This window comes from Congregibacter sp. (genome assembly GCF_965660375.1).
GTDB lineage: Bacteria > Pseudomonadota > Gammaproteobacteria > Pseudomonadales > Halieaceae > Congregibacter.
In genome coordinates this window covers 1-14,332 of the sequence record NZ_CBFHZO010000120.1, presented here as the reverse complement: position 1 = coordinate 14,332, position 14,332 = coordinate 1, and the positions used below count along the sequence as shown (strand labels likewise).

General features: G+C 57.5%; 12 protein-coding genes and 1 pseudogene. 2 read left to right on the top strand and 11 right to left on the bottom strand.

All coding sequences use genetic code 11. The features are described 5' to 3' along the window. Positions 1-44 precede the first annotated feature (44 nt). Positions 45-563, top strand: coding sequence for a glycine cleavage system protein R (locus ACTG3T_RS12440; protein WP_439102601.1), 519 nt, complete (start codon positions 45-47; stop codon positions 561-563). Positions 564-618: 55 nt separating this feature from the next. Here ACTG3T_RS12440 and ACTG3T_RS12435 read toward each other — a convergent pair whose 3' ends face one another. The 3 genes from ACTG3T_RS12435 to prmB are packed head-to-tail and all read right to left on the bottom strand — an operon-like array spanning position 619 to position 2,960. Beyond that, positions 619-834: a hypothetical protein gene (locus ACTG3T_RS12435; RefSeq protein ID WP_439102600.1), complete on the bottom strand. Its 216-nt coding sequence runs from the start codon at positions 832-834 to the stop codon at positions 619-621. Next, the gene (gene aroC, locus ACTG3T_RS12430; protein WP_439102599.1) at positions 831-1,937 is read right to left on the bottom strand and encodes a chorismate synthase; all 1,107 of its coding nucleotides are present in this window, start codon (positions 1,935-1,937) and stop codon (positions 831-833) included. Before aroC ends, ACTG3T_RS12435 begins: the two co-directional genes overlap by 4 nt. Positions 1,938-1,991: 54 nt before the next feature. Further along, the gene (gene prmB, locus ACTG3T_RS12425) at positions 1,992-2,960 is read right to left on the bottom strand and encodes a 50S ribosomal protein L3 N(5)-glutamine methyltransferase (protein WP_439102598.1); all 969 of its coding nucleotides are present in this window, start codon (positions 2,958-2,960) and stop codon (positions 1,992-1,994) included. A 31-nt stretch (positions 2,961-2,991) separates the two neighbouring features. Between prmB and folE the strand changes: the two genes are divergently transcribed. Then, positions 2,992-3,540 carry a GTP cyclohydrolase I FolE gene (gene folE / locus ACTG3T_RS12420; protein ID WP_439102597.1) on the top strand — a complete coding sequence of 183 codons (549 nt, stop codon included), beginning with the start codon at positions 2,992-2,994 and terminating at the stop codon, positions 3,538-3,540. Between the two features lie 45 nt (positions 3,541-3,585). Here the strand turns inward: folE and ACTG3T_RS12415 are convergent, their stop codons facing one another. The 8 genes and pseudogenes from ACTG3T_RS12415 to sdhB all read right to left on the bottom strand — a co-directional run. After that, positions 3,586-4,083 carry a DUF4892 domain-containing protein gene (locus ACTG3T_RS12415; RefSeq protein WP_439102596.1) on the bottom strand — a complete coding sequence of 166 codons (498 nt, stop codon included), beginning with the start codon at positions 4,081-4,083 and terminating at the stop codon, positions 3,586-3,588. A 105-nt stretch (positions 4,084-4,188) separates the two neighbouring features. Next, positions 4,189-6,111: a molecular chaperone HtpG gene (gene htpG, locus ACTG3T_RS12410; RefSeq protein WP_439102595.1), complete on the bottom strand. Its 1,923-nt coding sequence runs from the start codon at positions 6,109-6,111 to the stop codon at positions 4,189-4,191. Positions 6,112-6,265: 154 nt separating this feature from the next. Continuing rightward, positions 6,266-7,138, bottom strand: a complete 873-nt coding sequence (gene sucD / locus ACTG3T_RS12405) for a succinate--CoA ligase subunit alpha (protein ID WP_439102594.1) — start codon at positions 7,136-7,138, stop codon at positions 6,266-6,268. After that, entirely contained in the window at positions 7,138-8,307 is a 1,170-nt protein-coding gene (gene sucC, locus ACTG3T_RS12400; protein WP_439102593.1) for an ADP-forming succinate--CoA ligase subunit beta, read from the bottom strand. Before sucC ends, sucD begins: the two co-directional genes overlap by 1 nt. Positions 8,308-8,405: 98 nt before the next feature. Next, positions 8,406-9,842: a dihydrolipoyl dehydrogenase gene (lpdA, locus tag ACTG3T_RS12395; protein ID WP_439102592.1), complete on the bottom strand. Its 1,437-nt coding sequence runs from the start codon at positions 9,840-9,842 to the stop codon at positions 8,406-8,408. Positions 9,843-9,884: 42 nt separating this feature from the next. Continuing rightward, positions 9,885-11,099, bottom strand: a complete 1,215-nt coding sequence (odhB, locus tag ACTG3T_RS12390) for a 2-oxoglutarate dehydrogenase complex dihydrolipoyllysine-residue succinyltransferase (protein WP_439102591.1) — start codon at positions 11,097-11,099, stop codon at positions 9,885-9,887. A gap of 23 nt (positions 11,100-11,122) precedes the next feature. Then, positions 11,123-13,978, bottom strand: coding sequence for a 2-oxoglutarate dehydrogenase E1 component (locus ACTG3T_RS12385; RefSeq protein ID WP_439102590.1), 2,856 nt, complete (start codon positions 13,976-13,978; stop codon positions 11,123-11,125). 206 nt (positions 13,979-14,184) lie between these two features. Further along, a pseudogene (gene sdhB, locus ACTG3T_RS12380) lies at positions 14,185-14,332 on the bottom strand (succinate dehydrogenase iron-sulfur subunit); the annotation flags it as partial.

The window sequence follows — 14,332 nt, the reverse complement described above, 5'->3', positions numbered from 1 at the left end:
GGTTAATATACGCTCTGAATCAAACAAAGTGGAGCACCATCCCCGTGACGACTCGCGTTTTGATCAGTTTTTTTTGCGACGACCGGCCCGGCGTTATTGAGCAGCTCAGCGCGCTGATTGACCAGCATGGCGGCAACTGGCTGGACTCCCAACTCAGCCGCCTCGGCGGACGCTTTGCCGGCGTGCTTCAGGCCCAATTGCCCGAGGATCAGCAGCAGTCCCTGGGCGATGCACTGGGCCGCCTGGAGGCGGATGGCATTGTCTGCAGCCTCACCGATGCCGGCGATGCCCCGGAAGGGTCGCCGGCGACTCAGCGCCTGACCCTGCTGGGGCCCGATCGTCCGGGGATTGTTCGGGAACTGACCCGTGCCCTCAGGATGGCCGGATTTAATATCCGCTCCATGGAAACAAGTGTTGAGACCGCCCCCATGAGCGGTGAGCCCCTGTTCCGCGCAGAAGCATCAATTGAGCTTCATAGCGACAGCCGTCTTGATGAACTCGAATGGCAGCTGGACGCTATGGCAGAAAAAATGACTCTGGAAATAGACCTCATTCCCGATTAACCCGGCCCGCCGGGATTCCGCCGACAGCGCGCCGAGCGGGAGGAAGGAAACCGCGCTAACGTTTGCGGCGAAGCATCCCCAGAACGATACCTACCACCGCAGCCAGACCGATAAGCAGTGCCAGAGCGGCCAACAGAATCAGAAACTGCGCCAGAAGGCTGTTAAGCCCCAAACCCAACTGGGAAGACGCCGCCCACAGGAGCACCCCGAGAGCGGCGACGCCCAAAAATATGGTGCGCGCCAGAGAACGACGCCAGAAGGGAAACTTCACGGTGCTTTGGGCGCCTCAGCGGGCAGCACGGGAGTGGGCGACACCACATCGCCGTTCTGGGCCCGGTTGCGCAGAAAATGATCCATAAGCACCAGCGCCAGCATCGCCTCGGCGATGGGTGTCGCACGAATGCCTACACAGGGGTCGTGACGTCCGGTGGTGACGACGTCTATCGGCTCCCCCGCATGATTAATGCTGGCGCCGGGCTGTCGGATGCTGGAGGTCGGCTTCAGGGCCATGCTGACCGTGATGTCCTGCCCGCTGCTGATGCCCCCGAGAACACCACCCGCATTGTTGCTCAGGAAGCCGTCGGGCGTCATGAGGTCACGGTGTTCACTGCCGCGCTGGGCAACGCTGTCAAAACCCGCACCGATCTCCACGGCTTTGACCGCGTTGATACTCATCATTGCTGAGGCAATATCGGCATCCAGGCGATCAAAAATCGGTTCCCCAAGTCCCGGCGGAACGCCCTCGGCAACCACGTTGATGCGGGCACCAACAGAATCGCCGCTCTTGTTCAGCGCCGCCATAAAAGTTTCCATTTCGGGAACCTTGGCCGGATCGGGACAGAAAAAAGGATTGGTTTCCACGCAATCCCAATCCAGCACTTCCGCCGCAATAGGACCGAGCTGCTGAAGGTAACCTCGGATACGCACGCCCTGCCCCGCGAGAAACTTCTTGGCGATGGCGCCCGCAGCAACGCGCATAGCCGTTTCTCGTGCAGAGGAGCGGCCACCGCCGCGATAATCCCGGACGCCAAACTTGTGCATGTAGCTGTAGTCGGCGTGGGCCGGGCGAATGCGGTCGGCAATGTCCGCGTAGTCACGACTGCGCTGGTCCTGGTTCTCGATGAGAAGGCCTATGGGGGTACCCGTGGTGACACCCTCGAAAACGCCGGAAAGAATGCGTACTTCGTCGGACTCCCGTCGCTGGGTGGTAAAGCGAGAGGTACCGGGCTTGCGACGATCCAGATCCGGCTGCATATCGCCACTGTCCAGGGGAAGTCCTGGGGGACAGCCGTCCACAATGGCTCCCAGCGCAGGCCCGTGACTTTCCCCAAAGGTCGTCACGGTAAACAGAGTGCCTAAGGTATTACCTGCCATGAAATTTCCGGATTCATCAAAAAAACGGGATTATACGCGTTGTGAAGGGCGTTATCAGGGATCAGCTGCGAGATGCTCCGTCACCTGCGGTAGTTCCTCGGCGCGCAGGAGCAATACCCCGTGACCGCCCTCGCTGAATTCAATCCAGGTTAAGGGTAAGCCGGCAAGCTCGCTGTCCAAGGCTTCCCAGGAGTTCCCGACCTCTAAAAAAAGCAGTCCCTGCGGCGTGAGGTAGTCCGCTACGCTTTTTAACAGACGCCGTGACATATCCAGACCATCCTCACCGGAACCCAGACCCAGGGGCGGTTCCGCCAAAAACTCCGCCGGCATTGCCGCAAGGTCACTCGCGTCCACGTAGGGGGGATTACAAAGGATGATGTCAAAACGCCTTCCTGACAGCCCTCCAAAAAGATCGGACTTCACGGCGGCAACGCGATCAGCGACGCTATGAAAAGCTATGTTCTCCCGGGCAAGGGACAAGGCGGCGTCATCAATATCTGCGATAACCACGTCAAGATTCTGCTGATGCACCGCAGCGGCAATACCAATACACCCTCCGCCGCAGCACAAATCGAGCAGGGACCCGGGTGCTTTTCCCGCCCACCAGGGTGCGTACTCGTTACGGATGAGCTCCGCCAGCGGTGAGCGCGGCACCAGCGCACGTTCGTCACACTTGAACTCCAGCCCCGCGAACCACGCCCGACCGGTAAGATAAGGTAAGGGCTTACGATCTATGATGCGACCCTGCAACCAGTGAAGGATAGTGGCCCATTCATCGTCGCCCACTGCCCCGGCCAACACCTCATCGCCAGAGTCCAGCGGCAATCCCAGGGCACTCAAAAGCATAAACACCGCTTCATCCCAGGCGCTGTCACTGCCATGGCCAAAAAACACATCAGCTCTTTTCAAAGCGCCATGGGTTTGCTCGAGAGCCTCCCCAACGGTACCGGGGGTAGCCCTGTCCAGCCCATAGTCCTTGAGAAACACTGCGTTGCCGCTTCCTGAGGAGGTTGCTACCATCATTCTTCTTCCTCAAATTTGAGTATCAAACGTCATGGAATCCCATTGGGCGGGCATTATCACGGGCATCGGTGAGGACCTTGAGCGTCCGGGTCTCAAAGACACTCCGAAGCGTGCGGCAAAAGCCTTCGAGTTTTTGACTCGAGGCTACCATCAAAACGTCAAAGACGTCGTCAACGATGCGCTCTTTCCCTCCGACAGCAACGAAATGGTCGTCGTGCAAAACATTGAGATGTACTCAATGTGTGAGCACCATATGCTGCCCTTTATCGGGAAGTGCCATGTGGCCTATATCCCCACGGGCAAGGTAATCGGCCTCTCGAAGATTGCACGACTCGTGGACATGTACGCGCGCCGCCTCCAGATCCAGGAATCCCTGACGACGCAGATCGCCGAGACCATTTTAGAAGTCACGGAGGCTGAGGGTGTAGGGGTTATCGTGGAAGCGCAACACATGTGCATGATGATGCGCGGCGTGGAAAAGCAAAACTCAATGATGAAAACCTCGGCAATGCTGGGCAGCTTCCGCAGCGACCAGAAAACCCGGGATGAGTTCCTGTCACTGCTCCAGCTCCATCAATAACCGCTCAGCAGCAGGCGCATGCCAGAGAGAGGCTCCGAAGCTGCCTTATGGGGCTATCGTGAGTGCCTCGGCATGGAGATACTGGCGATCACTGCTGCGCGCTGATCCGTAGATCAGGATTCGGTAGCTCTCGCCGCCATGCTCCAGAGCGTATACGCGGTAGCGCTGAGACGCCTCGGTGCCGTACAGGAGCCGCTCTCCAAAGATTTTGTTGGCCCATTGTACGCTGCTGCCACACCCTCTGGCCTCGCAGCTGAAGCGAATGCTCGCGGCATCGTGCTTCGCCAGGCGATCGTCAAGTTCCTCGACCATCTCCTCAGACGTGTAGCCATCGAGCACCCGCCAGGTAACGCTTTCAAGGTTACCGCTGTGCCGCTCCCTGTCCCGCGGCGCCCACACCCCACGCACTTTCTCAATGGCACCCAGGGGGATGAGATAGTCTCTCACCCGCTTTCCGGCTTCCCTGTCGATTTCCTGCAGATGAGCAAAGTCACTCATACGCGCAAGGTAAGCGCTGGGAGGAAGATCCTCGGCACACGCCAAGGATGCGCCAAAACTACAACAAACGAGAGCTAGCTTTATAAACCTCATAACGGAACTATAGCAACCATTGCACCGCAGAAGCGCCCCAATGGCTGCTGTAGCCTCTTAAGCGTTGCTTAATTGCAAAAGGAGATTGTTCAAACGTTCGACGTAGGCCGCCGGGTCATCGAGCTGGCCACCCTCCGCCAGATTGGCCTGGTCAAAGATAATCTTGGCAAGATCGGCAAACCGGTCCTCGTCCGCTTCGGCATCGAGGCGATTGATCAGCGAATGGGTCGGATTTATCTCCAGGATTGGCTTGGATTCCGGCACTGGCTGCCCGGCTGCCTCCATAATACGGCGCATTTGCGCACCCATATCCTGCTCGCCCACCACCAGACAGGCGGGTGAATTGGTGAGGCGTGTCGTGACGCGCACTTCTTCCACATCGTCGCCAATCACGTTTTTCAGGCGCTCGATAAGACCTTCGCTGTCCTTCTCCGCTGCCTCCCGGGCCTGTTTCTCTTCTTCACTCTCGTCGTCAAGATCAAGACGTCCTCGGGCAACATCCTGTAGCTGTTTGCCATCGAACTCCTGGAGGTGATTCATCAACCAGTCATCCACACGGTCACAGAGGAGCAGGACTTCGATGCCACGCTTGCGGAAAACTTCCAGCTGGGGACTGCGCTTCGCCGTGTTGAAGTTTTCAGCCACCACATAGAAGATCTTGTCCTGTCCTTCCTGCATGCGCTCAACGTAATCCTTGAGCGACTGGTCCTGAGTCTCCTGATCCGTGTGAGTACTGCTGAAGCGCAGGAGATCGGCGATCTTCTCCTTGTTGCCCATATCTTCGGCAGGACCTTCCTTCAGAACCTGGCCAAACTCCTTCCAGAAAGTGGCGTACTTCTCGGGGTCGTTCTTCGCCATCTTCGACAACATGTCCAGCACGCGCTTGCTTAAGGCACTGCGCAAGGCATCCACGGTCTTGTCCTGCTGGAGAATCTCCCGGGACACGTTCAGGGACAGGTCGTTGGAGTCGAGCACGCCCTTGACGAAACGCAGGTACAAGGGCAGAAACTGCTCTGCGTCATCCATGATGAAGGTGCGCTGCACGTAGAGCTTCACGCCGCGATTGGCGTCGCGATTCCACAGATCGAAAGGAGCCCGCGCGGGGATATACAGCAGGCTCGTGTACTCAAGCTTGCCCTCCACCCGGTTGTGACTCCAGCTCAGGGGGTCCTCAAAATCGTGGGACACATGCTTATAAAAAGCGCCATACTCTTCATCGGTGACTTCGCTGCGGCTACGGGTCCACAGTGCCGTTGCCTCGTTTACAGCCTTGTACTCCGGCTCGGGCGTCTCAGCCTCTTCGTCTTCCGAATCCTCGGCCGCGGGCACGGGCGCTTCTTTCATAAGCACGGGAACAGAAATATGGTCCGAGTACTTTTTGATAACGCTGCGGACCCGCCAGTCGTCGGCGAAGTCCTTGCAGTCTTCCCGCAGATACAGGGTGATGCTGGTGCCGCGCGTTTCTTTATCCTGAGCTTCGATGGTGAATTCGGCCTCGCCCTGAGACTCCCAGAGCACGCCCTCAGCCGGCGCTACGCCCGCTTTTCGCGTGTGTACTGCAACACGGTCCGCGACAATAAAGGAAGAATAAAACCCGACGCCGAACTGCCCGATAAGCTGGGAATCCTTCTGCTGATCACCGGATAGTTGCTCAAGAAAGGCAGCAGTACCTGACTTAGCGATGGTGCCAAGGTTGTCAATGACCTCGTCGCGACTCATTCCAATGCCGTTGTCACTGATGGTGACGGTACCCGCATCCTTATCCACATCCACGCGAACGGCATAGTCGCCGTCGCCTTCCAGCAGAGCGTCATCGGAGAGCGCTGCGAAACGCAGCTTATCCACGGCATCGGAGGCGTTGGAAATCAGCTCGCGCAGAAAGATTTCCTTGTTGGAGTACAGTGAATGAATCATCAGCTGCAGCAGCTGCCGCGCTTCAGTCTGGAACCCCAGGGTCTCTTTATTCATTTGTGCAGTCATAGTGTCCTCTAACGTTGAGCAGGCGGATAAATCTATGCCTCTGATATGGGGGGCCATCCCCTGAATTCAAGGCCCTGGCACAGCGCGATGGACAAAAATGAGGCACAAAAAAACCCGCCACTGCTGGCGGGTTCCTGTACGGCCAGGCCGACAACTACCAACCGGTAATTTCAGACAATCCCGAGCCAATGTCTGCGAGAGAGCGCACAGTCTTAACGCCGGCATCCTCAAGCGCCGCAAACTTCTCATCGGCGGTGCCCTTACCACCGGAGATAATCGCACCCGCGTGCCCCATGCGCTTGCCCTTGGGCGCGGTTACGCCCGCGATGTAGGAAACCACAGGCTTGGAGACATTCGCCTTAATATATGCAGCCGCCTCTTCTTCCGCAGTGCCGCCGATCTCACCGATCATAACTATCGCTTCTGTAGCCGGGTCAGCCTCGAACATGGCAAGGATATCGATGAAGTTAGAACCGGGAATCGGGTCACCACCGATACCGACACAGGTTGATTGACCAAACCCCGCATCAGAAGTTTGCTTCACCGCCTCATAGGTCAGGGTACCTGATCGTGAAACGATACCAACCTTCCCCGGCTGGTGGATATGTCCGGGCATAATGCCAATCTTGCATTCCCCCGGTGTGATAACGCCGGGGCAGTTCGGGCCTACCAGCCGCACACCCAGTTCATCGCACTTGACCTTCGCCTCAAGCATATCGAGGGTAGGAATGCCTTCCGTGATGCAAACCACCAGCTTGATGCCACCGTTGGCCGCCTCGAGGATAGAGTCCTTACAGAAAGGCGCAGGTACATAGATAACAGAGGCTTCAGCGCCGGTAGCGGCAACAGCCTCAGCTACGGTATTGAAAACTGGCAGACCCAGGTGCTCCTGCCCGCCTTTGCCCGGTGTCACGCCGCCGACCATTTTCGTGCCGTACTCAATCGCCTGCTCGGAGTGAAAGGTGCCCTGAGAGCCGGTAAAGCCCTGACAGATGACTTTGGTGTCCTTATTGATCAGGATACTCATCAGGCGTTACCTCCCGCTGCTTTCACTGCCTGCTGCGCGGCGTCCGTCAGACTCGTCGCCGCAATAATGTTCAAACCACTGTCCGCAAGCACCTTGCGGCCCAGTTCTGCATTGTTACCCTCCAGCCGAACAACGACCGGGACCTCGACACCGATTTCCTCGACTGCGCCGATAACACCTTCGGCAATAAGGTCACAGCGCACGATGCCGCCGAAGATGTTAATGAGTACCGCTTTCACCTTGTCATCCGACAAGATGATCTTAAAAGCTTCGGAGACGCGCTCCTTGGTGGCGCCACCTCCCACGTCCAAAAAGTTCGCTGGATCACCGCCGTGGAGCTTGACGATATCCATGGTACCCATGGCGAGTCCCGCACCGTTGACCATGCAGCCAATGTTGCCATCCAGCGCCACGTAGTTGAGTTCCCACTGTGCCGCATGGGATTCGCGCTCATCTTCCTGCGAGGGATCATGCATCTCCCGCAGATCAGCCTGACGATAGAGAGCATTGCCATCCACGCCAATCTTGGCATCGAGACAGTGAAGGTTGCCCTCGGTAGTGATTACCAGAGGGTTGATCTCGATAAGTGCCAGATCTTTTTCCTGGAACATCTTGGCCAGGCCCAGGAAAATTTTCACGAACTGCTTAATCTGCTCACCTTTGAGACCCAAATTAAAAGCCAGTTCACGGCCCTGATAGGGCTGAGCGCCATTGAGGGGATCGATCACCGCGCGAAGGATTTTCTCCGGTGTTTCTTCGGCGACCTTTTCGATCTCCACACCGCCTTCGGTAGACGCCATAAACACGATGCGCCGCGATGAACGGTCGACAACCGCCCCGAGGTACAGCTCATCAGCGATGTCCGTACAGGACTCGACAAGGATTTTTGATACGGGCTGTCCGTTGGCATCGGTCTGATAGGTGACGAGATTTTTCCCCAGCCAATGGCTGGTGAAGTCGGCAATTTCATCCTTAGTCTTGACGAGCTTGACGCCCCCGGCCTTGCCCCGGCCGCCGGCATGTACCTGGGCCTTAACCACCCACATATCGCCGCCGATAAGATCTGCGGCTTCAACAGCCGCTTGAGGAGAGTCAACCGCGTGACCCGTGGAAACCGGTAAACCATACTCGGCAAAGAGACGCTTACCCTGGTATTCATGAAGATTCATGTGAAGTCCCGTTAGTGTTCAAGGAAACAAATGCACTTCGGACCCCTTGTCCAAAGCGCGTCTGATGACACTCCGAAAACCCGAAGTGCCAAATCTTTTTAGCGGCGCTTTCGGTTAGCCACGTGGATAGCGTGGCCATCAACAGCAAGCGCTGCTTCGTGTACCGCTTCGGAGAGCGTCGGATGACCGAACACCATCAGCGCAAGATCTTCGGTGCTGGAGCCAAACTCCATCGCGATAAGCACCTGCTGCGTCAGATCTGCTGCGGATGGCCCGACAATATGACATCCCAGGATGCGATCGGTCTCGGCATGGGAAATGATCTTGACCAGTCCCTCGGAGTCATTGGCAGCCAATGCCCTGCCAGACGCCGCAAAGGGGAAACTGCCGACCTTGTACGGAACTCCGTCAGATTTCAGCTCCTGCTCTGTGCGTCCCACGGCAGCAATTTCCGGGTGGGTATAAATGATCGATGGGATACAGTCGTAATTGACCTGGGCAGGCTTGCCGGCAATACGCTCCGCGACCATGACGCCCTCTTCAGACCCCTTGTGCGCCAGCATGGGGCCACGGACCACGTCACCCACAGCAAACACATTTGGCGCTTCAGTAGCACACTGATCGTTAACGAAAATAAATCCGCGCTCATCGAGGGTGACGCCGGAATCATCCGCCAGGAGATCCACGGTACGGGGGCGACGACCCACTGACACAATCAGTTTGTCGAAAATCTCGGTGTGCTCACCCTCGGGCGAGTCATAGCGCACATGCACCTTGCCGTCTTTCACGGTGGCGTCGGTGACGCGACTGCTGAGGCGAATATCAAGTTTCTGCTTCTTGAATATTTTTGCGGCTTCCTTGGCAATCTGGCCGTCCATCATGGCAAGAAACTCATCCAGGGCCTCCAGAAGGATTACCTCAGAGCCGAGGCGGCCCCACACGCTGCCTAGTTCGAGACCAATGACGCCCGCCCCGATAACCCCCAGACGCTCGGGTATCTCAGTAAATTCAAGGGCCCCTGTAGAGTCGACAATATATTCGTTGTCCACCGGTGCGGGCGGAATTTTCACAGGTTCGGAGCCGGCGGCGATAATGACGTTATCTGCCTCTACGGTAGATACCGTCCCATCTGACGTGGTGACTTCGACGTTTGCACCCACAAGCACTTTTCCCCGGCCCTGGATGACCGTGACGCCGTTGTGCTTGAACAGTCCGCCGATACCGCCGGTTAGCTGGCCAACGATCTTGTTCTTGCGCTCCAGCATCGCCGGTACGTCAATGGTGGGATTTTCAACGCCAATACCGTGCACTGACAAGGAGTCCTTCGCGTCATGAAACTTCTGACTGGAATCCAGCAAGGCCTTTGAGGGGATACACCCAACATTGAGGCAGGTGCCCCCCAGCGTTGCAGCGCCCTTCTCGTCTGTCCATTCCTCGACCACCGCAGTGCTGAGCCCTAACTGTGCGGCCCGAATTGCCGCAACATAGCCTGCAGGTCCGGAACCAATAACTACTACATCGTATTTATCTGCCATCGTGAATTCCCCGTCTGGCTGATTAAAAGGGTCTGCCTCTGCTTAGAGTTGCAGGAGAATCCGTGCGGGATCCTCGATAAGGTCCTTTACCGCCACCAGATACTGCACGGCAGTTTTGCCATCAATGAGACGGTGATCGTAAGAGAGCGCAAGATACATCATGGGTAGTACGACGACCTCGCCATCGACCACCATGGGCCGTTCCTGAATCTTGTGCATTCCCAGAATACCGGTCTGCGGTGGGTTCAGAATGGGCGTACTCAACAGCGAACCGAACACGCCACCATTGGTCACGGTAAACGTGCCTCCGGTCATATCATCAATGGTCAACTTGTTGGCTTTTGCCCGCGTGCCGAGATCCACAATGGCCGCCTCTACATCAGCAAGGCTCATAAAGTCCGCATCCCGCAGCACAGGAACCACAAGACCTCCATCGGTTGACACCGCGACACCGATATCCTGGTAGCCGTGATAAACCACATCATTCCCGTCAATGGAGGCGTTCACCGCGGGATAACGCTTCAAAGCCTCGCACGCCGCTTTCACAAAGAAACCCATAAAACCTAAACGGGTGCCGTTGTGTGTTCTCTCAAACTGATCCTTATACTTTTTGCGGAGCGCCATCACCGGCGCCATATTGACCTCGTTGAAGGTCGTGAGCATGGCCGTAGACGTTGTGGCTTCGAGCAGCCGCTCTGCGATACGCGCCCGCATACGCGTCATGGGCACACGCTTCTCAACCCGCTCGCCTGACGGACCGCTGGGAACATCCACAACGGCAGCGCTTTCCTTGGCCGCGGGAGCCGGTGAGGTCGCAGGACGCGCCTTGATGAACGCCGTCACATCTTCCTTGGTAATCCGTCCGCCTTTACCGGTGCCAGTAATCTGGGCGGGATCGAGCTTGTGCTCTTCGATCATCTGTCTTGCCGCAGGCCCCATTTCTCCGCTGCTTCCACCGGATTCTGCGGCAGCACTCACGGCCTCTGTGCTTGCGGTGTCCGGGGCAGCCTCCGCAACGGCCCCCTCTTCAAGATCCGCCAGCAGAGCTTCGCTCTCAATGGTCTCACCCACCCCGGCATGGATCTTTTTGATGACGCCATCGGCGGGGGCGACCACTTCCATTACCACTTTGTCGGTCTCAATCTCGACAATGAGCTCGTCCCGCTTGACCGACTCGCCCTCCTCCTTGTGCCAGGCAGCGACCTCGCCATCGGCGACGGACTCAGGGAATGCGGGAGCTTTGATTTGAATAGCCATGAGTTTTCCTTGTGAAGAAGCTATTAGGCGTTAGCGCTGCCGAGCGTCAGAGCCTGATTGATAAAGGCCTCCTGCTGCTCGAGGTGAAGGGCCATGTAGCCCGCGGCAGGTGCAGCAGACGCATCGCGTCCAGCGTAACCGAGATAGACGTGACTGTAGAGCGAGGCGAACACGCGGCGCATGTGGTGCTGGCTTGAGTACCAGGCACCCTGGTTCATAGGTTCTTCCTGACACCAGACAGCGTCTTTAAGGTTGGGATAGGCACTGAGCACCTGCAGCATTTCCCCTTCGGGGAAGGGATAAAGTTGTTCCAGCCGGATGAGGGCAATATTCTCGATGCCCCTCTCCCGCCGCGCAGCGCGCAAATCGTAAAACACTTTGCCAGAGCAGAGAACAACACGCTCCACCGCATTCTTGTCCAGGTCATCGGTCTCATCCAGCACGTTATAAAAACGGCCGTTGGCAAGATCCTCAAGGGTGGATGTGGCTTCCTTGTGACGCAGCAAGCTTTTGGGTGACATTACCACCAGAGGCTTACGCAGGGGCCGGATGGCCTGGCGGCGCAGCATGTGGAACACCTGCGCGGGCGTCGTAGGCACGCAGACCTGAATATTGTGCTCGGCGCAAAGCTGCATGAAGCGCTCAAGACGCGCCGAGCTGTGCTCCGGCCCCTGGCCTTCATAGCCATGGGGCAGCAGCATGGTCAATCCGCAGAGGCGACTCCATTTGTGCTCTCCACTGGTGATGAACTGATCGATCACCACCTGGGCGCCGTTGGCGAAATCACCAAACTGCGCTTCCCAGATCACCAGCCCCGTAGGCGATGTGGTGGAGTAACCGTATTCGAATGCCAGCACCGCTTCCTCAGACAGCAGGGAGTCATGAATAACGAAGTCAGCCTGGTCATCGTTGACATGCTGCAGCGGGACATAGGTCGCCTCGTCGCGCTGGTTATGCAACACCGCGTGGCGATGAGAGAAGGTACCCCGGCCCACGTCCTGCCCCGTGAGGCGCACCGGATATCCTGCTTCCAGCAATGACGCATAAGCCAGGGTCTCAGCGAAGCCCCAGTTGAGGGGCAAGGCACCGGCAGCCATCTTGCGACGATCCTCGAGGATCTTTGCCACCTGACGTTGCAATGGAAAACCATCCGGCGACTGATTGGTGTGCTGCGCCAGGGTCTGCAAGTGATGCAGGTCCATACCTGTATCACAGTGGAGGGTCCACTCGTGGCCAAGATACGGTGACCAATCTACAAAGAGCTCCGCATTAGGTTCATTCACCAGACTGGATACCAGAGGCTCATTGCGATCCAGAGACCCGCGATACCCTTCTACCAGCGCCTGATCCTCGGTCTCGGTGAGCACCCCGGCCTCGATGAGTCGACGCGCGTAGATATCCCGCGTGGTGGGATGCTTGCGGATAGCCTCATACATCTGCGGCTGGGTCACAGCCGGCTCATCGGCCTCATTGTGACCCCGGCGGCGATAGCAGACAAGATCGACCACCACATCGCGCTTGAACTCATTGCGGTAGTCGATAGCCATCTGCGTCACAAACAACACTGCCTCGGGATCATCGGCGTTCACGTGGAAAATAGGCGCCTGCACCATTTTCGCGACATCCGTGCAGTATTCGGTGGAGCGAGAGTCCTCACGAACACTGGTGGTAAAGCCTACCTGGTTATTGAGCACGATGTGCACCGTGCCCCCGGTTTTGTAGGCGCGGGTCTGGGACATCTGAAAGGTCTCCATCACCACGCCCTGACCGGCAAAGGCGGCATCGCCGTGGAGCACGATGGGCCACACGCTATGTCCGTCAGGGTCTTCACGACGGTCCTGGCGGGCTCTCACCGAACCCTCCACAACGGGCGAAACGATCTCCAGGTGGGAGGGATTAAAGGCCAGTGCGAGGTGAACCTCCCCCCCGGACGTCATCATATTTGAGGAGAAACCCTGGTGGTACTTCACGTCACCAGAGCTTTCATAGATGGCTCGCCCTTCGAATTCCGCGAACAGCTCCGACGGGTTTTTACCCAGAATGTTGACCAGTACATTGAGGCGGCCGCGGTGCGCCATACCGATAACAATTTCCTTGGCGCCATAGCCACCGATGCGCTGCATCATTTCTGCAAGCATGGGAATGAGGCTTTCTCCCCCTTCCAGACCAAAACGCTTGGTGCCGGGAAACTTCGAGCCGAGAGACCTCTCAAGCCCGTCGGCTTTGATCAGACGCCTGAGTATCTGCCGCTGAACATCGGGGCCGAAATCCGGTGCCGAGCGAACGGACTCCATGCGCGACATGATCCACTGGCGCTGCTCCGTGTCGACAATATGCATGAACTCTGCACCCACCGTGTGGCAATAGGTGCGCTCCAGCGCGTCGATAATGTCTTTCAACGTCGATCCGCCCGCCCCCATCTTGAGGGTGCCGACCTGGAAGCTCGTATCCAGGTCTGCGACGGACAGCTCGTGGAAATTGAGCTCCAGGTCAGGAACGCGCTCGCGCTGAGCCAACCCCAGGGGATCGAGCTGAGCCTTCTGATGCCCCCGCTGACGATAGGCCGAGATAAGCGCCAGGACCTTGACCTGCTTGCGCTCGTGCTGCGTTGCCTGGCTGTCATGGGCGACCGTCGCTTCAGTGCGCACACGCATCTTGCTGATGCGGGCAAAGCGTTCGCGCAATGCACTGTGGGGCACATCGTCCATGAGCGACGTCTTGCTTTCGACCCGGGGCAACTTATCGAAGTAATCTCGCCACTGCTCAGGCACGGCGTTCGGGTCTATGAGATAGCTTTCGTAGAGATCTTCAACGTAGGTGGCATTGCCACCGGCGATGTGCGAACTGCGACGAAACAGCTCCATGGAGTTTTCTTGCATTCTGCCCCCTAGACGAACACCACACGCGTGTTACGACGACAACCGAGTGTGCCGGGGCAAGTGATTTCCGCGGTCCCCCCGGCCCCGCGGGCGCGTCCCGTGTCCGGGTTGCGCGATGGTGCAATTATGCCAGCAAAGGGGAGGCTCTAGAAGGTGTAAAGCCAAGAAATGGGCGGACTTTTCGCGAAAAATCCGCCCCGAGAGGCTCAGGCTGCCTGTTTGAGCAACATGCTGCGAATATGGCCAATGGCGCGGGTAGGATTCAGGCCTTTAGGACACACGTTTACGCAATTCTGAATGCCGTGGCAACGAAACACGCTAAAGGGATCATCAAGACGAGACAGACGCTCTTCG

What these genes read in the sequence shown, in the direction of transcription:
- aroC (WP_439102599.1), bottom strand. Translation starts at nt 1,937, where the DNA reads ATGGCAGGTAATACCTTAGGCACTCTGTTTACCGTGACGACCTTTGGG.
- prmB (WP_439102598.1), bottom strand. Translation starts at nt 2,960, where the DNA reads ATGATGGTAGCAACCTCCTCAGGAAGCGGCAACGCAGTGTTTCTCAAG.
- folE (WP_439102597.1), top strand. Translation starts at nt 2,992, where the DNA reads ATGGAATCCCATTGGGCGGGCATTATCACGGGCATCGGTGAGGACCTT.
- htpG (WP_439102595.1), bottom strand. Translation starts at nt 6,111, where the DNA reads ATGACTGCACAAATGAATAAAGAGACCCTGGGGTTCCAGACTGAAGCG.
- sucD (WP_439102594.1), bottom strand. Translation starts at nt 7,138, where the DNA reads ATGAGTATCCTGATCAATAAGGACACCAAAGTCATCTGTCAGGGCTTT.
- sucC (WP_439102593.1), bottom strand. Translation starts at nt 8,307, where the DNA reads ATGAATCTTCATGAATACCAGGGTAAGCGTCTCTTTGCCGAGTATGGT.
- lpdA (WP_439102592.1), bottom strand. Translation starts at nt 9,842, where the DNA reads ATGGCAGATAAATACGATGTAGTAGTTATTGGTTCCGGACCTGCAGGC.
- odhB (WP_439102591.1), bottom strand. Translation starts at nt 11,099, where the DNA reads ATGGCTATTCAAATCAAAGCTCCCGCATTCCCTGAGTCCGTCGCCGAT.
- ACTG3T_RS12385 (WP_439102590.1), bottom strand. Translation starts at nt 13,978, where the DNA reads ATGCAAGAAAACTCCATGGAGCTGTTTCGTCGCAGTTCGCACATCGCC.